General features: G+C 71.8%; 19 protein-coding genes. 4 read left to right on the forward strand and 15 right to left on the reverse strand.

Annotated features, from left to right (window positions below; translation table 11 throughout):
- Positions 1–34: 34 nt before the first annotated feature.
- The 9 genes from KIK05_RS19565 to KIK05_RS19605 all read right to left on the reverse strand — a co-directional run bounded on the left by KIK05_RS19565 (position 35) and on the right by KIK05_RS19605 (position 13,761).
- Positions 35–2,845 (reverse strand): hypothetical protein, encoded by a 2,811-nt coding sequence (locus KIK05_RS19565; RefSeq protein ID WP_214412188.1) that lies wholly within the window; start codon positions 2,843–2,845, stop codon positions 35–37.
- The gene (locus KIK05_RS19570; protein ID WP_214412189.1) at positions 2,842–4,230 is read right to left on the reverse strand and encodes a lipopolysaccharide biosynthesis protein; all 1,389 of its coding nucleotides are present in this window, start codon (positions 4,228–4,230) and stop codon (positions 2,842–2,844) included. Before KIK05_RS19570 ends, KIK05_RS19565 begins: the two co-directional genes overlap by 4 nt.
- A 48-nt stretch (positions 4,231–4,278) precedes the next feature.
- Positions 4,279–5,079, reverse strand: coding sequence for a polysaccharide deacetylase family protein (locus KIK05_RS19575; RefSeq protein WP_214412190.1), 801 nt, complete (start codon positions 5,077–5,079; stop codon positions 4,279–4,281).
- 4 nt (positions 5,080–5,083) lie between these two features.
- A complete protein-coding gene (locus KIK05_RS19580; RefSeq protein ID WP_214412191.1) occupies positions 5,084–6,058 on the reverse strand; it encodes a glycosyltransferase family 2 protein in 975 nt (324 codons plus the stop codon).
- A gap of 5 nt (positions 6,059–6,063) precedes the next feature.
- Positions 6,064–6,912, reverse strand: a complete 849-nt coding sequence (locus KIK05_RS19585) for a glycosyltransferase family 2 protein (RefSeq protein WP_214412192.1) — start codon at positions 6,910–6,912, stop codon at positions 6,064–6,066.
- 137 nt (positions 6,913–7,049) lie between these two features.
- Positions 7,050–8,024, reverse strand: a complete 975-nt coding sequence (locus KIK05_RS19590) for a GNAT family N-acetyltransferase (RefSeq protein WP_308250009.1) — start codon at positions 8,022–8,024, stop codon at positions 7,050–7,052.
- Positions 8,025–8,798: 774 nt separating this feature from the next.
- The gene (locus tag KIK05_RS19595) at positions 8,799–10,529 is read right to left on the reverse strand and encodes an RNA polymerase sigma factor (RefSeq protein ID WP_214412194.1); all 1,731 of its coding nucleotides are present in this window, start codon (positions 10,527–10,529) and stop codon (positions 8,799–8,801) included.
- Between the two features lie 351 nt (positions 10,530–10,880).
- Positions 10,881–12,680: a substrate-binding and VWA domain-containing protein gene (locus tag KIK05_RS19600; RefSeq protein WP_214412195.1), complete on the reverse strand. Its 1,800-nt coding sequence runs from the start codon at positions 12,678–12,680 to the stop codon at positions 10,881–10,883.
- A 439-nt stretch (positions 12,681–13,119) separates the two neighbouring features.
- A complete protein-coding gene (locus tag KIK05_RS19605) occupies positions 13,120–13,761 on the reverse strand; it encodes a cation diffusion facilitator family transporter (protein ID WP_214412196.1) in 642 nt (213 codons plus the stop codon).
- Positions 13,762–14,199: 438 nt separating this feature from the next.
- On the opposite strand from KIK05_RS19605, the gene KIK05_RS19610 reads away from it, so the two are divergent.
- Both KIK05_RS19610 and KIK05_RS19615 read left to right on the forward strand, forming a co-directional pair.
- Positions 14,200–15,012: a DUF4184 family protein gene (locus KIK05_RS19610; protein ID WP_214412197.1), complete on the forward strand. Its 813-nt coding sequence runs from the start codon at positions 14,200–14,202 to the stop codon at positions 15,010–15,012.
- Positions 15,005–15,868 carry a TrmH family RNA methyltransferase gene (locus tag KIK05_RS19615; RefSeq protein ID WP_214412198.1) on the forward strand — a complete coding sequence of 288 codons (864 nt, stop codon included), beginning with the start codon at positions 15,005–15,007 and terminating at the stop codon, positions 15,866–15,868. Before KIK05_RS19610 ends, KIK05_RS19615 begins: the two co-directional genes overlap by 8 nt.
- 189 nt (positions 15,869–16,057) lie before the next feature.
- Here the strand turns inward: KIK05_RS19615 and KIK05_RS19620 are convergent, their stop codons facing one another.
- Complete coding sequence (locus KIK05_RS19620; RefSeq protein WP_250563065.1) at positions 16,058–16,879, reverse strand: D-alanyl-D-alanine carboxypeptidase family protein; 822 nt, start codon at positions 16,877–16,879, stop codon at positions 16,058–16,060.
- Positions 16,880–17,053: 174 nt separating this feature from the next.
- Here KIK05_RS19620 and KIK05_RS19625 point away from each other — a divergent pair, with 174 nt between their 5' ends.
- Entirely contained in the window at positions 17,054–17,347 is a 294-nt protein-coding gene (locus KIK05_RS19625) for a hypothetical protein (protein WP_214412199.1), read from the forward strand.
- Here the strand turns inward: KIK05_RS19625 and KIK05_RS19630 are convergent.
- The 3 genes from KIK05_RS19630 to KIK05_RS19640 form a co-directional block, all read right to left on the reverse strand.
- Positions 17,316–20,681, reverse strand: coding sequence for an ATP-binding protein (locus KIK05_RS19630; RefSeq protein WP_214412200.1), 3,366 nt, complete (start codon positions 20,679–20,681; stop codon positions 17,316–17,318). The two genes, KIK05_RS19625 and KIK05_RS19630, sit on opposite strands and share 32 nt — an antisense overlap.
- Before the next feature lie 177 nt (positions 20,682–20,858).
- The gene (locus KIK05_RS19635; RefSeq protein ID WP_214412201.1) at positions 20,859–21,920 is read right to left on the reverse strand and encodes a lysylphosphatidylglycerol synthase domain-containing protein; all 1,062 of its coding nucleotides are present in this window, start codon (positions 21,918–21,920) and stop codon (positions 20,859–20,861) included.
- A 234-nt stretch (positions 21,921–22,154) separates the two neighbouring features.
- The gene (locus KIK05_RS19640; RefSeq protein WP_308250010.1) at positions 22,155–22,979 is read right to left on the reverse strand and encodes a PIG-L deacetylase family protein; all 825 of its coding nucleotides are present in this window, start codon (positions 22,977–22,979) and stop codon (positions 22,155–22,157) included.
- Between the two features lie 184 nt (positions 22,980–23,163).
- Between KIK05_RS19640 and KIK05_RS19645 the strand changes: the two genes are divergently transcribed.
- Positions 23,164–24,267, forward strand: a complete 1,104-nt coding sequence (locus KIK05_RS19645) for a glycosyltransferase family 4 protein (RefSeq protein WP_214412202.1) — start codon at positions 23,164–23,166, stop codon at positions 24,265–24,267.
- A 98-nt stretch (positions 24,268–24,365) separates the two neighbouring features.
- On the opposite strand, the gene KIK05_RS19650 is transcribed toward KIK05_RS19645, so the two are convergent.
- Together KIK05_RS19650 and KIK05_RS19655 are read right to left on the reverse strand one after the other, a co-directional pair.
- A complete protein-coding gene (locus KIK05_RS19650) occupies positions 24,366–24,752 on the reverse strand; it encodes a DUF8711 family protein (protein WP_214412203.1) in 387 nt (128 codons plus the stop codon).
- A gap of 609 nt (positions 24,753–25,361) precedes the next feature.
- Positions 25,362–25,919 (reverse strand): Pycsar system effector family protein, encoded by a 558-nt coding sequence (locus KIK05_RS19655; protein WP_214412204.1) that lies wholly within the window; start codon positions 25,917–25,919, stop codon positions 25,362–25,364.
- Between the last annotated feature and the right edge of the window lie 101 nt (positions 25,920–26,020).

Below are 26,020 nucleotides of genomic sequence, written 5' to 3' on the forward strand. Positions count from 1 at the left end.
GTGCGCGAACGGTGAGAAGTGGGCTCGTGTCGATTCAGCCGCCGGTCAGGGTGAGGAAACGCTCGACGATGACGGCCAGGGCGGCGACCGTCATGACCAGGCCGAAGACGTAAAGCCTGCGCCGGACGCGCGTCGTCCGCTCCGGGGCCCGCAACCTGGCCAGCTCCGCCCCGAACAGGGCGGCCACGGCGAGGGCCAGCGCGACCAGTCCGAAGGGCGTCCACGGCGTCGAGCGGTCGCCGACGCTGGTCAGCGGCAGCGGCGGCGGGATCTCCGAGCCCTTGGGGTAGGAGCGCAGTGTGTAGAGCGCCGCGTCGCCGTTGGAGTAGACGCGCTTGAGGGACGACGAGGAGTCGAGCGCCGCGCGGAAACGCCGCCCCCAGTCGGCCCCGAAGCCCTGGTTCAGCTCGAGGTAGGCCGCCTGGCCGCGCGTCATGATGACGAAGGTGTTGCGGGCCTTGCCGCGCAGCGCCGTCAGCACCCCGCTGAGGTCGTTCGGGTCCTTGGTGACGAGCGCCTGGTCGTACTCCACCCGGTCGATGTCGCGCTCGCGCCAGGGGATCGTGGGCGTCACCTCCTCACCGAGGACGGGAACCAGGTACAGCAGGCGGGCGCTCGGCCGGTCATGGGCGTAGACGTACTCCATGGCGGCGGCCTCGCCGGTGGTGACCCGCTCGAACTTCTCGTTGCCGTACCGCGCGACCAGGAACGCCACCGACAGCACCAGCGCCGTGCCGCCCGCGAGGACGGCCGAGACGCGCCGTGTCGTGCCGGGGTTCAGACGTAGCCTGCGCCGGGCCGGCTGCGTCTCGCCCTCGCGGGCGCCGCCGGTGTGCGCGGGAAGGTTGGGAAAGAAGGCGTACGCGCCGAGGACGCAGGCGGCGGGCAGCGCGAACATGTACACACGCAGGCCGATCTCACCGCCGTAGCTCTGCAGCCCCAGGGCCAGCACCGGGATGCACAGCAGCACCGCCGCGGCACGGTCGCCCACCCCGCGCCGCAGCCGCCGCAGCAGGCCGACGGCGGCGAACAGGAGGATCACGCCGCAGATGGCGAGCCGGATCTTCAGCACGATCGCGTGCTGCGGGTCGGTGCCGACCAGCCGGTCGCCGGTGTTCTCCTGCAGGTTGGCGAAGATCTTGCCGATGCCGCCGAACAGCTCGTTGATCCGGCCGCTCCAGAACGGCGTGGCCTGGTAGTTGACCCAGGCGACCACGATCAGCCCGAGGAACACCGGCAGGGCGAGCGTCAGGGTGCTGCGCCGCAGCACGATCAGCCCCGTCAGGGCTCCGAGCATCATGAACGGCGTGATCTGGTGGGTCGCCGTGGTGGCGACGAACAGGCCGACCAGCAGCGTCAGCAGCACCACCCGGTCGGTCACGGTCGTCGGCCTGGCCGGCAGCTCGCCGGGGGTCAGCCGGTCGAGCCGGGCGAGCAGGCGCCGCAGGACGCCCTTGGCGGGCAGCGGCGCCGTCCTCGGCTCGGCGCGGCCGAACCAGCGCATCAGGATCGCGACGAAGACGAGGTACAGCGCGTAGGTGAAGCCCTGCGGCGAGAAGTAGTCCTGACCGATCCACTGCACCAGCACGAACAGCAGCGCGGCGAACCAGCGCGCCCGCGTCGTGGCCACCAGCTGCCGCAGGATCAGCACGAACGGCAGCAGGTAGAGCAGGTTCGAGACGAACGGCGTCCACTGCAGGATCGGCGAGGGGTCGTGGATCCCGGCGGCGCGCAGCACGAACCCGAACAGCGCGAAGAAACCGGGCCAGGCGAAACGCGCGTCGAGACCCGGCAGCGCCTCGCCGGCCCGCCCGATGTACTCGGCGAAGCCCGCGTGCACCCACGCCGTGTGGAAGCGCGGCTCGGTCTCGACGAGCGCGGCGGCGCCGTGCAGGGTGAACGTGACCGCCGCCAGCTGGAACAGCAGCACTCCCTTGCGGTCGGTGTTCTGCGTCAGCGTCACGAAGAACGAGACGATGATCAGGCCGATGGCGGCGAAGGCCGTGATCGGGAGCACGGAGATCAGCCCGAGCCCGTTGATCTGGGCGAGGTCGACGCCCCGCATGGGGCCGTACGGCACGCGCAGCGCCAGCACGTACATGACCAGGCCCTCGAGGGTCAGCAGCGGCGGCAGCCACCCGGCCGCGCTCGCCGCGATCCGCGTGACCAGCGACGGCCTGGCCTCGGACTCGGCGGACACCTCCGCCGCCGCCCCGGGCTCCTCCGGAACCCCGGCCTTCCCGGGGCCCGCCTGGCCGGCGTTCTCCTCCGGGGCGGCCTCGGCCTCCGGCTCCGCCGGGGCGGCGGGCTCGCCGAGGTCGTCCCGTCGGATCACCGGAGTCGGGTCGTCGAGCTCCAGCGGCTCCTCGGCCGGGGCGGGCTGGACGGCCGGGGCGACCGCGCCGTCGCGGGCGGTCGGCGGCAGCGGGATGACCTGGGTGACGTCGTCGTCCTCCGGTTCGTCGGCCGCGACCGCTCCGGCGGACGCGTCCTCCACCTCGGCGGACGCGCCCTCCACCTCGGCGGCCTCGCCGGACGGTGATTCCGCGCCCAAGCTCTTGTCCGCCGGCTCTCCGTCCGCCGGCTCTCCGTCCGCCTGCTCTTGCTCCGCGGGCTCTTGCTCCGCGGGCTCGATCTCGTCCTCGGAGGTGGCGGGCTCGACCTCGATCTCGTCCTCGGACGGTTGCTCGTCGCTCAGACCGGTGTCGGGGTCGGGGGCGGGGTCCGATGGTAGTGGGGCGGGGCGGGGGAGCCGGGAGGTGGCGTCGCCGTCCACGTCCGTGCCGTCGCCGGCGATCTTCGTCGCCGTCTCCTCTTTCACCTCATTGCCCGTCCGTTGCCTCACGTAGACCATGATGCGGCCTCGGACCCCTCCCGCGCGCCCGCCGCCTGCGGCGTTTCCCCGGCGTTCAGGATCTTGCGCAGACCCCCGAAGATCAGCAGAGCCACCAGGGTCTCGCTGAACAGCAGTCCGTACCCGACCGCGGTGATGCCCGTGATGGGCAGCAGGATGACCGACGACGAGAGCACCAGCACCGCGAGGCCGATCTGCACCAGGGCCAGCGTGCGCGCCTGGCTGCGGGCCCGCAGCGCGCTCAGGTAGATCTCGATGAGCACGCGGGGCAGCACCGCCAGCGCCATGAGCCGCAGCAGCGGCGTGCCGTGCTCGGCGAAAGCGGGCCCGAACACCGAGAGGATCGGCGGGGCGGCGAGGATCGTGACGGCGACCACGGGCCCGATGATGAGGTACGCGCGCCGTAACGCCTGACGGCAGTTGGCGGCCAGCCGCGTCCGGTCTGACGACCCCTCGACCGTGAGGGACGTCGCCATGTTGATCGCCAGTAGCTCGATCATGGCTCCCAGGGTCTGTGGCATCGAGAAGTACCCGAACATCTCGCCGCTCACCTTGGAGGCGACGTACACCGGGAGGAAGTAGACGATGGCGAGCACCGAGAAGGCGCCGGGGTAGTCGCCGGCCAGGAACCGGCCGATCTCCCGCAGCCGGGGCGGCCGGGAGCCGGTGGGCGCCTGCCGCGCGTGGCGGGGCACGAGGACGCCGAAGATGAAGATGCTGATCGGGATCAGCGCCACGGCGGTCGGGACGATCCACGACACGTAGATGCCGTCGTCGGGCAGGGCCCCGGCGACCGCGACGAGCAGCCCCATCTTGACCAGGCCGAAGCACAGGCTGTTCACCGGCACCCACACGGCCTTGCGCATGCCGGCCAGCGCGACGTCCTGAAGGGTGAACACCGACCAGATCGCCACGGAGGCCAGGAAGAACAGGCCGGGCCCCAGTCCGGCCAGCGTGCTGTAGTTCTCGCCCCACACCGGCAGCGTGAGGAGGAACCCCGCCGCCGCGACGACCGCCGTGAGCGTCGCGATGAGGTAACCGCGGCGGATGAACTCGCCCGTACGCCTGCCCGCGACCGGGATGAACCGGGCGAGCGCGCCGGTGAGGCCGAGCGCCGTGAGCCCGGCGAACAGCCGCATCGCGGTGATCAGCGCCTGGCTGCGCCCGAAGTCGGCGGGGGAGTACAGCCGGGCGGCGAGCAGCCAGTAGCCCATGCCGAGCACCGCCGTGATGCCGGTGTTGGCCATCAGCGCGTAGCCGTTGAGGAACAGCGGGTTCCTGAGGTCGGTCAGGAGGCGCCGCCAGAGGACGGCCACCCTGCCGGCGCTCTTCCCGGGATCGTGCCGGTCCGGACCGCCGGCCACGGTGGTGCTCATGGTCGCGTCACCCCCTCTTCGACGCGAGGCGTGCTGCCCGCGGTTACGTCATTCACGCCCGACCACTTGGCGCAGGCCGTACCGCGTGCGGCGCACGACGGCGTAACCCTTGGTCAGCGCGTGTTCCTTCAGATAGATGATCGGGACGCCCCGCCCTTCGACCGCCCGCCGGAAGCGGTTCATGGTCGTGGAACGGCTCACGGTGAGCCGGGGCAGTGCCATCACGTCGTCGGCGTCGCCCGCCAGCGCGTTGGCCACGGCGCAGGCCGCCCAGTAGCCGGCCTTGCGCACCTCCCGGCGCACCCGGGCGCTGGAGTAGCCGTACGGGTAGGCCATCGTGGCGACCGGGCGCCCCACCTTGTCCTCCAGCAGGGCCTTGTTGCGGCGCAACTCCTGGCGCAGCGCCGCGTCGGGTAACTGGTCGAGCTGCGGATGGCTGTGGCTGTGGCCGGCGATCTCGATTCCGCAGGAGGCGGCCTCGCGTGCCTGGCTCCAGCTCAGCATGCGGTCGAGCGGGCGGCCCGCGGCGTCGGAGCCCGCGTCGCTCACCCAGCCGCTGGTCAGGAACACCGTGGCAGGGAAGCCGAGCTGTTCGAGGACGGGCAGCGCCTCGGAGTGGAAGTCGGCGTACCCGTCGTCGAAGGTGATCACGATCGGCCGCTCCGGCATCGGCGCGCCACCCGTGCCGTACAGGGTGGCGACCATGTCGCCCAGTGTGAAGGGGGTGAACCCGCGGTCCTTCAGATAGGTCATCTGGGACTCGAACACCGAGGGGCGCACCGCCAGCGGCCGCGTGGCGCCGTTCGGGCGGTCGGTGACGGAGTGGTACATCAGGATCGGGACACGCATGCCGTTACCGTTCGTTCTCGATGGTTCGCCCGGCACGGGCGCCGCGCACGCGCAGCCGCAGGGCGCCCACGGCGTATCCCCACGTCGTCCAGGCGAGGCCGACGACGATGGCCCCCGCGCGGGCGAGCCCGGCGGGGTCGCCGCGCAGCGTCGCGGCGACCCCGCGCAGGACGCCCAGCGGCAGTGTCCGCGCGACGTAGCTGCGCTCGCTGGACAGCCCGTCGCCGGCACCGACACTCTGCGCGACCAGGGCCTTGGACAGGCCCTCGGCGTAGCATCGGGATCGGAAGTAGCGGAACGTGGCCCGCGAGGCGGGCACACGGTGGCCGATCATCGCGTCCGGCTCGAACATCATGAGCGAACCGGGCCTGCGCTGCGAGAGCCTGATGCAGAACTCGGTCTCCTCGCAGCCGAGGGGGCGGCTCTTGCGTCCCTGGACGCTTCGGCCGATGCCGGAATGGAAGCCACCGACCTGGCCGACGACCTCCCTGCGGAAGGCGGCGTTGCCTCCCATCACGTTGCGGATGGGCCTGCGCTCGGCCGGAAGGCCGCGATAGGTGCATCCGACGGTCCAGTCGAACTCGTCGGGGAACCACCGCGGCCTGCGGCCGGTGTCCCACATCGGTCTGGTCAACCCGCCGACCCCCACGACGGCCGGGGTGCCATCCATCGCCTCCTCGAACGCCTCGAGCCAGCCGGCGTCCGCCACCGCGTCGTCGTCCAGGAAGGCCACGACGTCACCGGTGGCGGTGGCCACGCCGGTGTTCTTGCCGCCGGACAGTCCCCGTTCGTGGGTGTTCTCCACGACGATCGCGTCGGTGTACTCCCGTTTGAGCCGCAGGTGCAGCTCGGGGTTGTGGTCGACGACGAGGATCAGTTCGTGCGGCTGACGCCTCTGGCCGCGCACCGATTCCACGGCGGCCCTGATGTCGTCCCACCGCTCCTCGGTGTAGACGCAGATGACGACGGAGATCTTCATTTCGGCTAGGCCGCGCCCTGGTCGGCGGTGGCCTGGTCGTCGGCCGCCTGGGCGGAGGGTGCCGGCGCGATCTCCACGGTGGGACGCCGCCACTCGCGCAGGATCGTCTTGAGCACACGCCAGCCGTCACGGACGACGCGCAGGTTGCTCTCGCCGTGGATGCGGCAGCGCTCGTGGCTCGGCACCTCGTGGACCTTCAGCCCGGCCTTGGCGGCGCGGATGTTCAGCACCGTCTCGACCTCGAAACCTTCGCAGTCGAGGTCGAGGACCTGCAGGTGGCGGGCCCAGAAGGCGTTGTAGCCGTAGCAGAGGTCGGTGTACTGCGTGCCGTAGATCCAGTTGACCAGCGAGCGCAGGACGCTGTTGCCCAGGCGGCGGCTGAAGGTGAGGTCGTCGCTGCCACCGCCGCTGGCGTACCGGGAGCCCTTGACGAAGTCGGCCCCGGTGACCAGGGCGCCGACGAAGTGGATGATCTCGCGCCCGTCGGTGGAGCCGTCGGCGTCGATCATGACGATGATGTCGCCGGTGCAGGCGGCGAATCCTTCACGCAGGGCGTCCCCCTTGCCCTTGCCGCGCTGCTGGACGACGCGGAGGTTCGGGCGCAGGCGACGGGCGACCGCCACGGTGTCGTCGGCGGAGTTGCCGTCGACCAGGACGATCTCGTGGATCCAGTGCGGCAGCGTGGCGAAGACGTGCGGAAGGTTCTCCGCTTCGTTCATGGCCGGGATGACCACGCTGACGGTCGGGGAAATGGCCAGGTGAGAGGTGAGGGGGGTGAAACGGTCCACTGTGGGCAGTGGCCTCAGGTTGTGAAGCTGAGTTTTCCCGTTGTGCTTGGTGATCTCGGGACTCATTCGAGGGATGTCCTTCCGGGCGGTCTGACATCGGCGGCGACTGCCAACAGGACCGGCGCGACTGGACGGAGAAGGGAATCTCCGTCCCGGTCAGAGCAGCAGAGGGTGTGGGCTCTTCGCAGATCTCGGGGGAGCTTTCAGCGCACCCCCGATGGTTCCTTTTCGACTGTTTCGGGCTGGAGAGAAGTGCGGACTCGGCCGAAGCCTTTCAGCAGCCGATCGGCCAGCCGGTACAGCGAGGGCCGATCGACGACGATGCTCCGTGCCTTGTTCACGGGGGTGCGTCCCATCCAGTGCACGGCGGCGGTCGCCGACGGACGGGAGACCCGGCCCTCGGTGACGTGGGTGACGCTGTTCTTCAGCCAGCTCTTGTACTCCCGGCCTCCCTTGCCCATGTCGACCTGACCCAGGCCGTGGGAGGCGGCCTGCTCGGCCATGTGTAAGTGGTGCATGATCCCGGGGGAGTACCGGGCGAACTCGGGGTCGTAGGCGGGAAACCATCCGACCAGGGTGTGGTGGGTGCGCAGGCCGAAGTGGCCGGCGACCGGGGTGTCTCCGGCGTACAGCATGGTGAGGACACCGCCGAAGTACGGGGAGTCGCAGGCGTGCATCTCGTCGAGCAGCTCGACGATCCACGGCTGGGCGAACCGGTCGACCCGGCCCGTGCGGCGGTACTGGTCGGACTTCCATCCGGTCAGCATCCGCATCGTCGCGGGGTCGGTGGCGCGCCACTCGAGGCGGATCTCGCCCTGCTCGCGGGCGAGCTTGCGTTCCTTGTAGCGAACGGTCTTGTAGTTCTTGGGGGAGTTGGCGCGGACGTAGTCGACGTACGCCTCGAAGCCCTCGGTGAGGTCCATCATCGGCACCGGGCGCACGGCCGACTCGTGGGCGGCCCAGGTGGGCTGGCCGGCGACCATGTGGTCGAAGTCGAACACCGAAAGGCCGCAGGCGCGGATGAGGTCGCGGGCGGGAAGCCTCAGGTCGGTGGAGGCGATGAGGCCGTGGCAGGTGGTGAGCCAGCTGCCGAGGGGCTTGCCGATGCCGAAGGCGTGCTTCTCGAAGGGCAGGAATCCGACCGTCTTACCGCCGTCCTCGATCACCGCGACGCGCACGTAGGACCGTAGCCTGCCGAGGGCGAGAGTGAATTCGACGGATAGGAAAGGATTGTCCAATGTGCTAGTCGCCTGCTGAAGCTCGCGCCATCGGGACAGCTCGGGCTTGCCGAGCTCCCCGGGCCGAACGACCGTGACTTTCACCTTGAACCGGCCCCCTGTTCGGTGTGCACGCTGCCGTTCCCCCGGTACAAAGACCGAAGCACCCACATAAAGCCACCGAGAACCGCGACGGTGGCCACTCCCGCGCGGGGGGACCAGGCGTCGAACAACAGCATCGCCTCGGCCAGCAAAACGTTTATAACGAGACTGGCCGCAGCGCCGACAGTTAAAGCAGCAAGAGGGTCACGATCACGCAACAGTCCTACGACCGATGCCCCGGGCACTACCAAAAGGAACAAAGGGGTAAGAATCAGGCGTGCCGGAGTCTGAATGTCGGCGAGTGCGATTACCGCGCCTGCGGCGCACGCGACCGCCAGCACCCAAGTGAGCGCTGTCCTGTTCGTACGCATCTCTCCTGGCTCCGCTGGTCAAGGCCGATTCATGACCTGGTTGATCGCTCTTCTCATAGGACCAACCACGCTATGCGATCGTCAATGCCGACGCCCTACCCCGGTCAACGGTTTACAGCCCTCATGGCAAGAACCGTTGTGTGGACCGCGGGGTCACCCCCCCGGCGGCCATTGATGCCGGTGGTGCCACTGGGACGCCAGAGACCGAAAGCTGTTCACCAACGTACCCCCCGAAGACGGCAAAAACCGACACGGCGCGCGGTCAGGTGGCGTCCACACTCGACTGCTCACTCGCCTGAGGGGTCGAAGTCGCCGAGTCGGACGGGCCCGGCGTGGGGTCGGGATCCCGAGGCGGATCGGAGCCGGCGGGCGGGTCGTCCTGGCCGTCCCACGAGATCGCGCAGGAGGGGCCGCCGGTCGCGGAACGCAAGGTCACCGTGGCCTTCCCGGGTTCCTCGGGCGCCGAGACGATCACGGTCAGCCGCGCTTTGACACCCGGCTTCAGCACCCCGCTCGCGGGGGTCACCGTCACCCCCGCGGTGGCGTTCGCCGACCACGCGACGGTCGCGTTCCTCGCCGAGACGAGGATCACACCCGAGCCTTCTCCGCCCAGCGGGCCGGGACAGGAGACCACGAGCTTCCCGGCGGGGGCCTGAGCCGGACGGCTGGGGGTGCGGGTCGCCGTCGGGAGCGACTGCCTCGGCCTCGCGCCGCCGGGCGACGGGGACGCGCCGGCCGTCCGCGCCGGCGTGGCGGACGGCGGCGGCGTGGCGGACGGCGCGGGCGTCTCCGTCTCCGCCGGCGCGTCCGAGGGCTGAGGGGCGTAGCTGATCTGCAGCTCGCCGGGGGTGTGACTGGGGAAGCGCAGCGTCTGCGTCGCGCCGCCGGGCGGCGAGCCGTCCCGTCCGCTCGCCACCACCATCGCGCCGGTCGCCACCAGGACACAGGCGACGGCGGCGAACACGGGGGCCGACCTGCGGGAAGCCTTGCGCGCCGCCTTCGCGGCCCGCTTGCCCGTCCCCGCCCGCCGGCCGCCCCGCCCGTCCGGGGACGGGTACGCGAGCGTGATCTCGGCGCGCTCCTGCCCGGCCCGGCGCTCGGCGACCACGCCGCGTTCCGGCGTGCGCCCGTGCCCGCCGCGGCGCTCGGCGGCGGCCACCGGGGGGAAGCCCTCCTTGTCGAACACGCCGGACGCCGCCATGATCGCCGTCCGGTCCGGGCCGCGCTCGGGCTGGGCGCAGGTCTCGGCGATCCTCCGGCGCAGTGACAGGGGAGGGAAGGCCACGGGCACGATGTCGAGCAGCCGCTCGGCCGACACCCGTCGGTGCCGGCCCTCCGTGCACTCCTTGCAGCCGATGATGTGCCGGGTCAGGCGGCGGCGCAACGCCTGGGGGAGCGGCCCCTCGATGGAGTCGAGCAGCGCCGAGAGGTCGGGGCAGTGCGCCCGTCCGGTCCTCGCGAGGATCACGGCGGCGGCGGCGTTCTCCAGATGGTCCCGGGCGCGGGCGAGCCGGCTCCCCGTCTGACGCGAAGTCAGGCCGAGCACCGTGCCGATCTCCGCGGGGGTGAGCTCGTGGCGCAGGGCCAGGAGCAGCACCTCCCGATCCTTCTGCCCGAGCTCGGCCAGGGCCTCCCGCACGATCGCGGCGAGTTCCGGGTCGTCCTCGTTCCCTTCGAGGAACGGCTCGGCCGCCATGCCGGCCGCCGGCGTACGGCCCTGGCGGGACGCGCACTGGAAGCGCGTCAGCGCGTACAACCAGGCGCGCAGCCGGGACGGCTCGCGTAACTCACCGGCCCGGCCGGTGGCGGTGACGAGCGCGTCGTGGACGGAGTCGGCGGCGGCGTCGGTGTCCCCGAGCACCGAACAGGCGTAGTCATTGAGTCGGTCGGCGTATGCGTCGTAGAGGCCGTCCGCCGCGCGGCTCTCCGCACGGCACAGGGCCTCGACCAGTCGTTGATCGTCGGCACGGCCGACGCTCGGCCATCCGGGCACGAATCTTCCTCCCCGCAGGACGGGTACCTGGCTTTCCGGTCGCGTACTTCGCGAGAATTTCCCCTGCCCGCGCCAGGCCCCACACGCGTAGGACGCCCGTTACCCGGGACTGGTTCACCCCGAATTATTTGATAATCAGCAGGTATGAGCTGGGAAAATGGCGTTTTTAGGGGTTCCTGGGACTGCTGTTTCGAGACATCACTGATGAGGTGAGGACCGGTCACGCGGTCGTGCCGACGCGGTGACGCTCCGCGATCGATCCGCCGCCCGGACCCGCAAAGTCGAAAGGCGCCCGATCCCGGACCCGCGGGGGACCGGGATCGGGCGCCTAAGCCCGGGCCGTCGCCGGTGCTAGCTCGCACTGGCCTTGCACTTCGGGGCGCAGATGCGGCGGGAGATGCCCTCGAGGAAGACCTTGCGGATCTCCAGCGCGGTGTTCGGGAAGAACGCCTGCCCCTGCGTCGCCTTGGCGATCGCCTGCATCTGCCGCCGGCCGGCCGCGTCGTCGGCGCCGAGCGCGACGATGATGATGCTGATCGGCTGGGCCGGGTCGAACTCCTGGCGGAGCTTCTTCAGGATCGCGGCGTTGGAGATGCCGCCCTCGGGATCGTCGTTGCCGACACCGTCGGTGAACACCAGGATCGTGTTGATCTTGTCGGCCTCGTACTCCGCCTTCATCTTGTCGTAGGCGGCGGCCAGGGTGTCGTTCAGGCCGGTGTCACCGGTGGCCTTCGCCCTGATGGCGGCGAGCTGCCGGATGACCGCCTCCCGGCGGGTGACACCGCCGAGCTTCGCGCCGATCGGACCGATCGGCACCGCCTCGCGGTAGTCGACGCCCTTGCCGTCGAGGTTGGTCGAGAAGATCCAGGTGCCGAGCTCGGTCTTGTCCGGGAACAGCTTCAGTCCCTCGGTGGCCGTCTGCGCGATCAGATGCATGCGGTCCCCGGGAACGCCGACGGCGGGCAGCGCCATGGTGCCCGAGATGTCGAGCAGGGCCAGGATGCGGCTGCCGAGCCTGAGCCGGGACCACGCCTGCGACAGCTTCGTCACCGAGGAGGCCTGCGGGGTCTTCAGGGCGCGGGGCGTGGCCGGCTGCAGCCCGTTGGCCGGGCTGAGCGCGCCGCCCCCCTTGCCGTCGGGGGTGCGGAAGCCGTACTCGCGGACCGTCTGCTGCCCCTGCGTGGTGGACAGCGCGGCGGCGAAGTCCTTCGCGGCGTCCTGGGTGGCCTTGTCCTTGGCGGTCACCACGACCGGGTAGTCGAGGCTGATCGTGCCCTCCGCAGGGTAGAGCGCGACGATCTGCCCGGGCTTGCCCTTGGCGTTGTACGCCCAGATCGCCTGCTCGGAGGCGATGCCGATCGGGGCGCGCGAGGACTGCTTGGCCATGCTCGCGAACATGTTGCCCGGGGTGGTCACGGCGCTCTCCGACAACTGCCGCAGCACGCCCACGAGCTGCTCCTCGCCGGAGCCCGACGCCTGGAGCACGCTCGAACCCGCCAGCAGGGCGCTCAGCCCGGCCGCGTTGACCGTCGGGTCCAGCGGCAGGACGCGGATCTTACGTCCCAGGCCGTCGGGGGTGGCGGCGTTCGCGGCCGACATCAGGCCGCTCCAGCTCGCCTCGCCGAACGCGCTGCGCAGCCTCTCGACCACGGTCTTCGGCGCGGCGAGGACCACCGGTGAGCGGGCCACCGAGCCGACCGGCGCCGGCAGGCCCGCGGCCTTCTGGCCCGAGCTCAGCTTGGCCAGCCAGAGGCTGGAGTCGGGGATCCAGACGTCGGCGTCGAACTTGCCGCTCGTCACACCGGACCCGGCGATGGCACTGGTGACGCCCGCCGGATCGGCGGCCTTCACCGAGGCCGCGACGCACCTGCCGTCCACGGTCGCGCCGGACTTGTTGTAGGCCTCCGCGAACTTGGTCATGGCGGGCTCGATGTCGGGGGAGGCGACCACGCGCAGCGCGAGTTTGCCGCCGCCGCAACCCTCGTCGCGGGTCACGATCACGTACGCGGCGACGCCCAGCAGCACGGCGAGCGCGACTGCTCCGGCCAGGGGTACCAGCACCTTGCCCCGGCTCGCGCGGCGACGGCCTGTCGGCTGCTGATAAGGGTTGTAGCCGCCTTCCAGCTCGTCTGTACGGTGACGTCCGCCCACGGTGGCCTCTTAAAGGTCGATCTTTTCCCGGCATCGCGCGCTTTCCAGCGACCATATAGGGAGATCGCGGGTAATGCTTACGGAACCATAGCGTTAGGGGTTATTGGCGCAAAACCGATCATTTCCAGGTGTGATTACCCTCAGCACCCGGATCCGGCGAACCACGTGACACCGTTCCGGGAGTGTTTCCGCAGGTCCGTCCGAGAGATCCGCCTCTCGGCCGCGCGCCCCGGCGCCGGTCGGCGCGCTGACGGTTCCCCAGGGGCTTCGGCGGGGAATGTGGGCCGCGGGGTGCTCTGGGACGCGTGGCGGGGTACGGGTCAGATGGTTCCGTGGGATCCATGTCAGGGGTCGGTGGTGGTTCGCCGAGACCTTCGGCAGGGTGCGGCGGCGGTTGCCCGGGTCCTTGGCTACCCCCTCGCCGGTGGGCGAGCGGGCTTCAGTGGGAGCAGGAGTGGCCGCGCCAGGCCCGGCACCCCTCCTGGACGGCCACCACCGCGAGCATGATCGCGACGAGCGGGTCGAGCCACCACAGGCCGAACGAGGTCGCGGTGAGCCCGGCCAGGACGCAGCCGGCGACGATGGCGCACAGAAGGTTCTGCGTGCCCTCGCCCCTGGTCGCCGCCGAGCCGAGCCGGGCGCCGAGCCGGCGTTTGGCCAGGCCGAGCGCCGGCATGCTCACCAGGCTGACCGCCGTGACGACGATGCCCAGCGCGGTCGGCGCCGAACGCTCGCCCGCCACCAGGTCGTAGCTCACGTGCAGCACGAGATAGGGCGCGAGCAGCCAGAAACTGACCGCCACCGCCCTGCAGGCCCGCCGCTCGGCGGTGCCGGAGTGGAGCCGGCGCCCGGTGAAACGCCAGATCACGATCAGGCTGGCCAGCGCCTCGACCAGCGAGGACCACCCCCACCCGATGAGCGCGACGGAATGGGCCGCCAGCCCTGCCGCCAGCCCGAGCGAACTCTCGGCGCCCAGCCACATCAGGGTGGCGACCGACAGGGCCCTCGCCGTGCGCGCGTCACGCAGCCACGACGCCGCCGGGGCCGAGGGCGGCGCCTGCGTATGCTGATCTGGCACCATCGCCCCCGATCGTCGGAACCGGCCGTACACAGCGCTTCGTAGTCTAGCGATTACCTTCTGTGTCGAACGGCTCGTCCGGCAGCCTGTGGACAACCGGACCTTGCCCGGCCGTTGCCGAGCATCTGATGAGCCGTGTCGGTGGGGCGGTGGGAGGCGAGGGCGTCTTCTCCGGCATTTCCCTTTCACGCCGATGGTGTGGTCGTAACGGGTGTACGGCTGTTGTCGGGTGCCTGATGGTTCGCGCCGGTGTGAGTGACAGGTGGGGGGTTCTGGGTCCCGGTATTTGGTGGCCCGTGCCGATATGCGGGGGTGAGGTCACTGGTCTGGTGGGTGGCGCCACCGTCCGGTGTCCGTGCTGGTGTGAGCCCGAGTGTCAATCTTGTCCGGACGGCGGTGGCCGTGGGACCGTTCCAGGGCCGTCTTCACAGAGGAGAGCCAGTGCCCTTCACGCCGAGCCATGTCGCCGCGGTGATCCCGCTCGTCTCCTCGCGTGCGACGCGCCGGGTGCTCGACCCGTGGGCGCTGGCCGTGGGGTCGATGGTGCCCGACCTGCCGATGTTCCTGCCCTACCTCACGGACTACACCGGGTGGCACTCACCCAAGGGGGTCGTCACCACCGACGTGGTGGCGGTCATGGTGCTGCTGGCGCTCTTCGAGTTCGTCTTCCGTGACCCGCTCACCGCGCTGTCCCCCGCTCCGATCGCGGCACGCGTCGCCGCGCTGCCCGGGCCGTCCTGGCGCAGGTTCCCCACCATCGTCCTGGGGGCCGCGGTCGGGGCGGCCACCCACGTGTTCTGGGATTCCTTCACCCACAGCTGGGGTGCCGAGTTCTGGGGATGGAGCTGGATGACCGCCCCGGTGTTCGGCTGGCTCACCGGGTTCCGCCTGATGCAGTACGCCTCCTCGGTCGCCGGGCTGGCCGTGGTCGCCTGGTGGGCGGCCCGCGCCCTGCGCTCGCCGGCCGCCGCACCCGGCACCAACGGCGCGCGCGGCCGTGGCGGGGACGGCGGCGAGGTCTCCCGGCCGGTGCTGCCGGTCGTCGTACGGCGTGGCGTGCTGGCCGGCACGGCCGTGACGGCGTGCCTCGCCTCGGGGTTGTGGACCCTGGTCGACCCGCCCAACCCGGCCTTCGGCTGGGCCGGGGTGATCACCAAGACCGGGGTCGGCCTGCTGGTCGGCACCTGCGGGGCGCTCACCGTGTACGTCCTGCTGTGGCAGCTCGCGCGGGCCATACGCTTGTCTCGTGCCTGAGCTCATACCGGTGGAAGACGCCGCCGACCCCCGGCTGGCCGATTACGTACGGCTGCGCGACGTCGAGCTGCGCAAGAGCCTGGAGGCCGAGCGAGGCCTTTTCATGGCCGAGGGCGAGAAGGTCATCAGGCGGGCCGTCGCCGCCGGGTACCCCATCCGGTCGGTGCTGACGACGCCCCGATGGCTGCCCGGGCTGGCCGACGTGCTCGGCGAGGCGCGCGTCTACCTGGTCTCCGACGAGGTGATGGAGGGCATCGCCGGATTCGCCGTGCACAGGGGCGCGCTCGCCTCCATGGCCCGGCTGGAACTGCCGCCGGTCCGCGATCTCCTGGCCGGCGAGCCGGGGCCCGATCCCCGCTTCGGCCCCCGCGCCGGCGGCCCGCCCCGGCGCGTCCTCGTCCTGGAGGACCTGGTCGACCACGGCAACGTCGGCGCGATCTTCCGCTGTGCCGCCGCTCTCGGTGTCGAGGCCGTCGTCCTGTCGCCGCGCTGCGCCGACCCGCTGTACCGCAGGTCGGTGAAGGTGTCGATGGGCGCGGTGTTCGCCGTGCCGTACTCCCGGATGACCGACTGGCACCACGGTCTGGACGACCTGCGGGCCTGTGGGTTCCAGCTCCTCGCCCTGACCCCGGACCAGTCGGCCGTGCCCATCGACAAGGTGCCGAGGGGGGAGCGGGTCGCCCTCATGCTCGGCTCCGAGGGCGACGGCCTGTCCTCCCGCTGGCTCCGCGAGGCCGACCAGCCGGTGTGCATCCCGATGAGCTCCGCCGCGATGGAGCTCGGTGTCGACTCCCTGAACGTGGTCGCCGCCGCCGCCATCGCCTGCCATGGCCTGATGCGCGGGCAGGACGCCTGATCGCCGCGCCTGCACTCATGGTCTCGCTCCGCTCGGCGGGCTCGGTGCCTGCTTGAGGGGGCGAGCTCTGTTCGATGGTCTCGCTCCGCTCGGCGGGCTCGGGGCCTGCTTGAGGCGGCGGCTTTCGTCGTCGTCCGGGCTCGTCCCTCACCCTCCCTCCTCCTCAAGCCACCGCCGGCCCCGAGCCGGTCAGGCGTCGGTGGCGGTGTCCAGGAGGTTGCGGGCGGTGCGGTAGCGCGCCGCGTCGCTCTTCTCGCCGAGGAGCGCGCCGACGAGGGTGTGGCCCTCCCGCTCGGCGACGAACATCAGGCAGAACCCGGCCTTCTTGGTGTAACCGGTCTTCATGCCCTCCGCCTCGTCGGGCAGCAGGCGGTTGCTGTTGTGCCAGGTGTGGGCCCGGTGCGCCGCGGTCTTGCCGACGCGGTACTTCTCGGTGCGGGCGATCGTCGCGATGACGGGGTCCTTGAGGGCGGCCTCGGCGAGGGTGACCTGGTCCTTGGCCGTGGAGTAGTCACCGCCGGTCTGCGGGAGACCGTCGGGGTTGGTGTAGTTGGTGTCGGCCATGCCGAGGGCACGGGCGGTGCTGTTCATCTTCGCCACGAACGCCTTCTCGCCCGGCCCGTACCGCCGGGCCAGGGCGCCCGCCGCGTCCGCGCCCGAGGGGAGCAGCAGGCCGTACAGCAGGTCGCGCACGGTCAGGCGTTCGCCGCCCCGCAGCCCCGCGGCGGTGGCTCCGCTCTCGGCCGCGTGCCGGACGTCGGCCTTGGAGACCGTCACCACGTCGTCGAGCGAGGCGGCGCGGCGCACGACGTAGGCAGTCATGATCTTGGTCAGGCTCGCCACGGGCACCCGGCGCGTCTCTCGCTTGGCGAAACGGACCGTTCCCGTCGTGGCGTCGACCAGGTAGACCTCCTTGGCGGTGACCTGGGGAGCGGACCGGGCGAGAGCCGGGTCGACCAGGCCGACGGCCGCCAGGGTGGCGGCGAGGAGGGAGAGAACCACCATGCGCATCCGGTAATGATCGCACGTCTGCGGACATACCGGCCCCGGGTCTGTCCCGGTGTCTCCTCCGGAGGCTGCAAGCCGACGGCAAGTAGGAGGCAACCCCCGCCCGCTACACCTTTGAATGGACGAAAGGGGAGGGACATGGGAGCGCGCGGCGGCCGAAGGCCTGCGGGCGGAGCGGTGTCGGTCATCACGGGCGGGGCGGCCACCATCGCGAAGCTGCTGGTCGCGTGCCTCGCCTTCGCCGGGGCGTACCTCGGCGCGACGGCGGAGGAGCGAGACGCCGGAGCCGCGGCCACCGCGACCGTGATCCTCACCGCACCCGCCACGGTGATCGGCCCCGCCGACACCGCTCACCCCGGTCGTGGGGCCGGCAGGGGCGGGCCCGCGGGCCGTGCCGGAAGGACCGGCCATCACGCCGACCGCCACCTGAAACGCGAAGTCAGAGTTCGAGGGATGTACGGGCGGCGGTGACCCAGCGGGGGACGCCCACCCGTTCCGCCACTGCCAGGGCCTTCTCGTAGTGCTTTCGGGCCTCCTCGGGCTGGCCGAGGTGGCGGGCGAGGTCACCGAGGGTCTGGGCGACCGGCCACAGTGCCACCACGCCCGTGCCCGCCCCCGCGATGCGGTCGTCGAACGGGCCCAGCGTGGAGTAGGCGTCCTGCATGCGGTCGCGGTCGCCGAGCAGCATGCCCGCCAGCGCACGCCAGGTCATCGCCAGCTCGTACAGGAAGTCGGGCCGCACGGCCGTCCTGGTGGCGGCCACCGCGCGGGCGTCCTTGATGTGCCCCGCCGAGGCGAGGGCGACGGCGTAGGCGTCGAGGGTCCACTTGGCCCCCCGCCGGTGGGCCTCCTCCAGCGGATCGACCATGTCGGCCGCGTTGCCGTCGACCAGGCGCAGGCAGAAGGTGGTGATCAGCGGGAGGTCCTGCCGTCCTTCGAGCATGCCGGCGCGGGCGGTCAGGCGGGCGGCGTCGCGGTACGCCCGCTCGGCCCCGGCGTAGTCGCCGGCGATCATCAGGCGCTGCCCGGCGTACCAGGCCCCGACGGCCGACGCCGACGGCAGGTCGTACCGCCTGGCCAGCCGCTCGGCCGCGCTGATCTGCGCGTCGGCCTCGGCGAAGTCGCCGCGCGCCGCCGCGCACTCCATCAGCACCAGGTGGGCGAGCGCCTGGACCGCGATCTGCCCGGAGGCGGCCCCGACCTCCAGCAGCTCGCGCCCGATGGCCTCGCGCTCGTCGACGACCGTGATCGCGTACGACTGCCTAAGCCGTCCGCTCAGCGCGACGGCCAGCAGCGCCGGGTCGCCGCTCTGGCGGGCGAGCTCCTCCGCCTCGAGCGACGCCTCGTACCCCCGCCCGGTCGCCGAGCCCTCGAGCTCCAGCGCCAGCGTCGCCAGCAGGCTGGCCCGCAGGGACTGCTCGCCCGGCGGCAGCTCGATGAGCGCCCGCTCGGTGACGTCGACGATCTCCCACGCCGTGCGGGTGAGATCGCGGGCGATGCCCTTGTACGGCACGGCCACCGACGCAGCGACGCGGGCGGTCAGCTCCAGGTCGCCGAGGGGCAGCGCCGCCTCCATCGCCTCGCGGCGGCGGGCGCGGGCGGCCGTCATGTCGCCGCACAGCGCCAGCGCCTTGATCAGGCGCAGTTGCAGCAGCAGCCGGTCCTTGGGAGGGCCGCCCACCGGGTGGGCGCGGTCGAACGCCGCGATGGCGCGCTCCCACAACGTCGCGGCCTCACGATGGGCGAAGCGGCGTTCGGCCTGCTCGGCGGCGAGGCCGGCGTAACGCCCGGCCTTGGACGCGGTCTCGGCGGTGCCCGCCGCGTCGTAGTGGTGGGCCAGGGCCGCGACGTCGGACGGCGACAGGCTCTCGATGACCGAGGCCACCGCGGCGTGCAGGCGTGACCGGCGTAGCCGCGAGGCGTCGGAGTACAGCGTGTCGCGCACCAGGTCGTGGTCGAAGCGCAGCCGCCCGGGACCCGGCTCGGTGACGAGCCCGGCCAGCAGCCCGGCCTCCACGGCGTCCACGACGGCGTCCTCGTCGCCCGAGACGTCCACCAGCACGTCGATGTCGACGTCACGCCCGATCACGGCCGCCTGCAGCAGGATCTGCTGGGCGGTGACCGGCAGCCGCGCGATGCGGCGGCGCAGCACGTCGCGCACGCCCGAGGGCACCTCGGAGATCACCTCGGCGGCGGTGGCCCGGCCCCCGGTGGCCTCGGAATCGAGCAGCCGCACCGTCTCGCGGACGAAGAACGGGTTCCCGCCGGTGCGCTCGATGATCGTGCTGACGGCGTCCTCGTCGACCTCGCGGACGCACGTCGCCCGTACGAGCTCGGCCACCGCCTCCTGGTCGAGCCCTTCGAGCCCGACCCGCACGGGACCGAGCCGGGCGAGCGCCGCCAGCACGTCGGACTGCTGGTCGTCGAGCTCGCCGTCGCGGCAGGTCACCACCAGCAGCACCCGGCTGGTGGCGAGCAGGCTCGGCAGGGCGCGCAGCAGGGCGAGGGTCTGGTCGTCGGCCCAGTGGAGGTCCTCCAGGACGATCAGCACCGGGGCCTCGCGGGCGATGCCGGCGATGTAGCCGCCGACCGCCCGGTGCAGGCGGAAGCCGCCGGACGCCTGGTCGTCCTCGTCGGCGGGGGCGGCGTCGTCGAGGAGCGGCGCGAGCAGCGGGCCGTACTCTCCGGTCCCCCGGACGGCGACGAGCGCGCGCAGGACCTCGACCCAGGCCCAGCCGGGCGGGGTGGCGCTGCTGTCGGGGCAGCCGCCGAAGGCGGTGATCCAGCCCTGCCGGGCGAGCGCGAGGCCGACCTGGCGCACGAGGGTGGTCTTGCCCGCGCCGGGGTCGCCGCCGACGACGGCGGCGGTGAAGCGCCCGGCGAGCGCGTGCGGCGCGGCGCCGGTCAGGCGGGCCAGCTCGGCGTCGCGGCCGACGAACGGCTCGGGCTCCAGCGGGGGCAGGTCGGCGGCGTGGCTCTCGGGGCGCGGCGGCCAGGTGCCGACGGCCTCGGCGAAGCGGGGCCGCTGCGGCACCACGAGGTCGAGGCCGGCGTCCTGGGAGAGGATGTCGGACTCCATCTTCCGCAGGGCGGGCCCGGGGTCGATGCCCAGTTCGTCGGCCAGGGTCGTCCGGGCGCGGCGCAGCGCGGCCAGCGCGTCGCCCTGCCTGCCGCAGCGGTAGAGGCCGAGGGCGAGCAGCCGCCAGCCCTCCTCGCGCAGCGGGTGCTCGCCGGTGAGGGCCTCCAGGTCGGGAACGGTCTCGGCGTGCAGGCCGAGGCGCAGCCCCGCGTCGGCGTGGCGTTCGCGGGCGACCAGTCTCAGCTCGGCCAGCCGGCTGACCTCGGCCTCCGCCCAGGCCTGCTCGGCGAAGTCGGAGTACGGGGTGCCGAGCCAGAGCCCGAGCGCGGTCTCCAGGCTCGCGCGGGCCCGCTCGGGGTCGTCGTTCTCGAGGTATTTGCCCGCCGACCTGACCATGCCTTCGAAGCGGATCGCGTCGACCTGCTCGGGCGCGGTGCGCAGGGCGTAACCCGAGGCCACCGTGACCAGCAGCCGGTTCGGGCCCCCGCGTGGGCGTCCCGGCTCCAGGACGCGGCGCAGACGGGAGATGTAGACCTGCAGCCCCGACTGGGCGCCCTTGGCCCCCTCGTCGGTCCACAGGTCGAACAGCAGCGTGTCGACCGGCACGACCTGGCCGCGCGCGACCAGTAAGCGCGCGAGCACAGCGCGTTGCCGTAGCCCGCCGAGGTCGACCTCGCCGTCGTCGTCGTACGCCTCGACCGGTCCAAGTACCCGGAACGTCACCATGTCAGTCGCCACGCTATGCGGGCCCGCCGAGCACGACAAGGCATTCGCCTGGGCCCGCCTTCCTACTCCTGCCCGCCTGCGACGGGAACCTCGACAGATCAGGGTGTCACGAGGCTACAGGTGACCGACGGTGTCCGACGACGGGTGCGCCGCGAGCGATCTGGAGGAGCGGCGCGGTCAGGCGCGGGAGGCCGGTTCGGGCGATCGGTCGTCGACGGGGTTGCGGCGGCGCAGCAGCGACCACGCCCCGAGCGCGAGGCCGCCCCAGGGGATCTCGATCGTGTAGGTCCAGAAGCCGAACAGGATCGCGGCGGCGGTGGCGGCCCCGGCGGGCTGGCCGAAGGCGATCAGCGTCAGGGCGGTGCCGCCCTCCATGATGCCGGCGCCGCTCGGGGTGATCAGCGCGCTGGTGAGCACCCGGCTGATCGCGAACACCGCCACGGTCTCGGCCGGGCCGGGGTAGGAGCCGGTGGCCACCTCGCAGGCCGCCATGATCAGGCACTGCAGGGCCAGGAACGCGATCATGCCGAACGACAGGCCCGCCCAGCGGCGGCGGACGATCTCGGCGGTGTCGGCGCGCAACCGGTGGATGGCGTCGGAGGCGGCGTGCTCGGCGGGACGGATCCGGCGGGGCAGCAGGCCGATGAGCTTGTCGAGCACGCGGCCGAGGAGGTCGGCGGCGGGCTTCCAGTACAGCGCGGCGGCGACCACGGCGACCAGCACCAGGATGGAAACCGCCCCGCCCCACGCGGCGCTGGTCAGCCGGGCGCTCGGGATGCGGCCGGCCATGAGCAGGGCGATGATGCCGACCGCGGGCAGGATGAACCGGAACAAGGTGTTCCAGATGCCGGTGACCACCGTGTAGACCACGACGGGCCGTGTGGTGAAGCCCCAGCCCCTGGTCATCCCGAACGTCAGCGCCACCCCGGCGGCCCCGCCGAACGGCAGCAGGTTGCTCACCGCGCTTCCGGCGGCGTTGAGGGTCAGGGCCTGCAGGTGCGTGAGGCCGGGCAGCGCGGAGGTCATCACGAACGTGTAGGCGTAAAGGCTGGCGAGCCACAGCACCGTCATCAGGAGGATCATCTGCCAGCTCATCCGGCCGAACAGCGCGCCGATCTCGTGCCAGCTGACGTTCGCCCCCGTGAGGCCGTGCACCAGCTGTGGCAGGAACACCACGAGCAGGACGGCAAGGGCCAGGGAGACGGCCGACAGGCCTGCCTGGACCCACTTCTTCCTCATCAGGGTGCCCCCATCGATCGATGTCGTGCCGCCGTCCGCCCCGCCGTACGGCCGCGCGCCTCCCAGTCTGCCCGCGCCCCCGCACCCGGGATCTCCTCCTCCAGAAGGAAATCTCCCTGACCTCGGACGGACATGTCCCACCCCGTGATGGAAAAGGCTGTTCCCTCCAGAGAGGGCCTTTTTCACCAGCAAGTATCCCGGGAGGAGGATCCTCATCCCGCGGCGGGAAGACCGCTACCCGGCGTCGTCCGGCAGGTCGTCGAACGGGTGCGTCAGCCGCGTGCCCGGCGGCAGGTCGCGCCGCACGTACCACTCGGTGCCGAAGATCAGGCGGTACAACGGACCCGGGATCTTCAGCATCACCCCGAGTGTACGGTCGCCGTCGCCGCCCGTCGCCTGCGTGGCGTGCGCGGCCATGCTGGCCCGCTTGACCTTGGTGAACTTGCGGACGTTGACCCGGTGGGTGATGACCTCGCCGGGGGAGTAGGCCCGCTCGAAGGAACGGACGTCGAACTCCGGGGGGAAGCGGTAGAACCGCTGCGCCAGCCGTAGCCCCCTCAGCAGGGGATCGCGGTTCACCGTGGCCTCCAGCAGGATCGGCGTGCCCGCGATGCCCGCCGCCCGCTGCCCCACCCGGTAGACCTGCACGTGGTCGGGGTGACCGTAGCCGCCGGCGGGATCGTAGATCGTGAGCAGGTCGGCGCTCTCCTCCTTGAGCACCGCCGCCAGGCGCTGGGCCGCCTCCTCGATGTCGGCGTCGATGAAGGCGTTGTCGGGGCGGTCGTCACCAGTGCCGCCGTCGTCGCCGAGCCCCGAGTCGCCGTAGCCGAGCAGCACCACGCGCGCCACGCCGAGCACGGCGGCGGAGGCGTACAGCTCGGCGGTGCGCGCCTCGGCCAGCTCGTCGCCGTGGGGGAGGTCGGCCAGGCCGCGTTCGCCTGCGGTCGCCACGACGAGGACGACCCGATGGCCCTCGGCCGCCAGCATCGCCATGGTCCCGGCCGTCAGCAGAGCCTCGTCGTCGGGATGGGCGTGGAAGAACACCGCGGTACGTGCCACGCCGCCATGATTCCATGACCGGCCCGCCGAGGTCCCGGGTGCCTCCCCGGGACGCGTCCCCGAACCGTTCAAGAACGTTTCCGGAAATCTCCGTGATCGCGGGACGGCGGGTCATCCCGCAGGAGGAGGCGGACCGTCCCCGGGGCCGTTTGAAGCGGCTCCCGGGCTCTGCAAGGCTGGCGGGGTGCGGATCCTCCACATCAGTGACTGTTATCTGCCCCGGCTCGGGGGCATCGAGGTGCAGGTTGCCGATCTGGTACGGGCGCAGTCCGACGCCGGCCACGAGGTCGAGGTGGCCACCGCGACCCCAGGCGAACGCCTCACCGGCGTGCACCGGATCACCGCCCCGCTGCCGTTCGACCTGCCGGTCCACCCCCGTGGCGGCCGGCACCTGCGCCGCCTGATGGCCGCGCGGCGCCCCGACGTCGTCCACGTCCACGCGGGGGCGGTCTCGCCGTTCGCCTGGATGGGCGTGCGCTCCGCCGTGCGTGCCGGGCTGCCGGTGGTGGTGACCGTGCACAGCATGTGGGATCCCGTGACGCGCGCCCTGTACCGCGGGCTCGACGCGCTGTACGGATGGACCCGCTGGCCCATCGTGGCCACGACGGTGAGCAACGCCGCCGCCCGTCCCATCCGCGCCGTCGTGGGCGGGCGCGTGCCCGTCGACGTGGTGTCCAACGGCCTCGACGTCTCCGCGTGGCGGCCCACCGGGGAGCCGCGCGCCGGCGACCCTGACCGGATCCACATCGTGGCCGTGGGGCGCCTCGCCCCGCGCAAGCAGCCGGTGCGGCTGCTCAAGCTCCTGCTGGCGGCGAGACGCCGCGTGCCCCGGCGCGTCGCGATGCGGGCCACCCTGGTCGGGGACGGGCCCGCGCGCGGCTCGATGGAGCGGTTCCTGCGCTCCCACGGCATGGAGGGCTGGGTCTCGCTGCCCGGGCGCTACACGCGCGAGCAGATCCGCGAGCTGCTCGCCTCGGCCGACGTCTTCGTGGCGCCCGCGCCCAGGGAGTCGTTCGGGATCGCGGCCCTGGAGGCGCGGGCTGCCGGGCTGCCGGTGGTGGCCAGGGCGCAGAGCGGGGTCGCCGACTTCGTACGGCCGGGCAAGGAGGGGCTGCTCGGGCGTACCTTCGACGAGCTCGCGGGGTCGGTGGCGCGGCTCGCGCGTGATCACGAGCTACGCGAGCTCATCGCCCTGCACAACAGGGAGACCGAGCTGACCCGCTGCACCTGGCCGGCCGTCCTGGAAGGGTTCGAGCGCTCCTACCGGCTGGCGGCCACCAGGGCTTAGGCCTGTTTTCCGCACGAGCCCGGATCTCCCCGGTCAGACGCTATATGCGGTCCGGCACCGTCAGTGATCAACCTAGGGCGATGTGCGGAAAACGGGGCTCAGGCGCAGGCGGTCCCCAGCTTCGTGGAGGCCGCGGCGGCCTCGTTGGCGGCCTTCTGCAGGTCACCCGCCGCTGCGCCCGGGTTCTTGGCGTCGACCTTGAGCGAGCCCCACGAGGAGGCCATGTCGCTGAGCGTGCTCTTGAGGTCGCCGTCCGCCTTGCCGGACAGGTCCTTCAGCTTGGCGCCCAGGTCCGCGCTCGCCTGGTTGAACTTGTCGAAGTCGCCGGCGGTGGACGCCACCTGCGAGCTGTAGTCGCGGAGCGCCTGTAGGGCGTCGTTGCAGACGGCCTTGTCGCCGCTGCCACCGCAGGCCGCGGCGCTCAGGGAGAGGAACAGGGACGCCGTGGTGACGGCGAGGACGCGGCGGGAAACGGTGATGCTCATTATGTGCCCTTCCTAGTGATCTTCGTGGTCGACGAGCTAGGCATCCTAGTGATTCGTCGCGACACAAAAGGTAGGAATGACACCTTGCGGATCGCTTACAACCCGCCTGCACGACGGGGTCGTCCACATCGCCCTGTGTTATCGGGGCAGGTCTTCGAAGCGGAGGCGCTAGAAGGGGAGCACCCGGCCTGAGGGGCTGCGAAGATCAAGGGGGCTGGGTCGGCGCGGTGGTCTCGGCCGTGGTGTGATGAGAATCCGCTTCACGTGCGTCTCCTTAGGTACGGGCTCACACTTCCCTCGTCGCTAGTCGGCGGACAGGTCCCTTTCCTCACGGGGCGGTACCGCGGTCGGGCGAGGTGCGTGGACCCGACCTCACCTCCTGTTTACCCCTTATTGGGCCGCCGCAGACGCTTTCGAGGCCAGTTTCTCCGATCTTGTCGGAGCTTGTAACCCCTAGCGTCCCCCTGGCAGGGCGGCCGCGCCGCGCGCCGCCGCCGCGTCTGGCATTCGCATAACCGCAGGTTAAGAACGCTGTGTTCCCGGCGAAGCCGCGCTTTGTCCCGCCCGGGTGCCCGTCGGCGGCCCGGTGCTCCGCCGTCGCCGGCAGGGTCACCGCAGGACCAGGTCGAGCAGGACCGAGACGATGGTGGACCCGACCGCCGCCGACAGCAGCCAGAAGCCCCACCGGATCAGCCGGTACTTGCGATCGACGATGCGGCTCAGCCTGCGGACCTGGTCGGCGACGCCTCGCAGATCGGGCCGCGCGGTCCTGACCAGCGCGTTCACCAGCGCCTGCACCGAGTCGAGCCGCACCACGTCGCCGTAGTACGCCACGGTCCTCGGATCGCCGATCTCCGAGACGCCCGTGCGGGGATAGACCGCCCCCGCCAGACACGCCAGCGAGGCCAGCGCCGCCACCGCCCCCGTCCACCAGAGCCACTCCACCGAATCGGCCAGCCTGAACGGTGTCCAGCTGCCCGCGATCAGCCCGCCGGTCACCGCCCCCAGGCCGACCCCGGCGATGCCGAGGAGCACCTGGGCCTTGGCGTCGGCCTTGTTGACCTCCTCGCGCGTCTCGGCGAGGAGCCTGGTCGCGTAGGCGTAGGCCGCCGCCTCGGCCTCGGCCCTCGCCTCGGGCCGGGGGATCCTCCCCAGTCGACGTAGCACGCTCAGATCCCGTCCTCCGCTCAGGTACGTGACTGCCGGGAGCATGCCACGAGCCCCCGACAGGCGTACAGGCAGAAATACCGGTTGGGCGCCACCCCTGG

The organism is Sphaerisporangium fuscum (assembly GCF_018531465.1).
GTDB classification, from domain to species: Bacteria; Actinomycetota; Actinomycetes; order Streptosporangiales; family Streptosporangiaceae; genus Sphaerisporangium; species Sphaerisporangium fuscum.

Coding starts and splice junctions, on each gene's coding strand:
- KIK05_RS19570 (WP_214412189.1), bottom strand. CDS start 4,230: ATGAGCACCACCGTGGCCGGCGGTCCGGACCGGCACGATCCCGGGAAG.
- KIK05_RS19575 (WP_214412190.1), bottom strand. CDS start 5,079: ATGCGTGTCCCGATCCTGATGTACCACTCCGTCACCGACCGCCCGAAC.
- KIK05_RS19580 (WP_214412191.1), bottom strand. CDS start 6,058: ATGAAGATCTCCGTCGTCATCTGCGTCTACACCGAGGAGCGGTGGGAC.
- KIK05_RS19585 (WP_214412192.1), bottom strand. CDS start 6,912: ATGAGTCCCGAGATCACCAAGCACAACGGGAAAACTCAGCTTCACAAC.
- KIK05_RS19630 (WP_214412200.1), bottom strand. CDS start 20,681: ATGGTGACGTTCCGGGTACTTGGACCGGTCGAGGCGTACGACGACGAC.
- KIK05_RS19620 (WP_250563065.1), bottom strand. CDS start 16,879: ATGCGCATGGTGGTTCTCTCCCTCCTCGCCGCCACCCTGGCGGCCGTC.
- KIK05_RS19650 (WP_214412203.1), bottom strand. CDS start 24,752: ATGAGCATCACCGTTTCCCGCCGCGTCCTCGCCGTCACCACGGCGTCC.
- KIK05_RS19605 (WP_214412196.1), bottom strand. CDS start 13,761: ATGGTGCCAGATCAGCATACGCAGGCGCCGCCCTCGGCCCCGGCGGCG.
- KIK05_RS19635 (WP_214412201.1), bottom strand. CDS start 21,920: ATGAGGAAGAAGTGGGTCCAGGCAGGCCTGTCGGCCGTCTCCCTGGCC.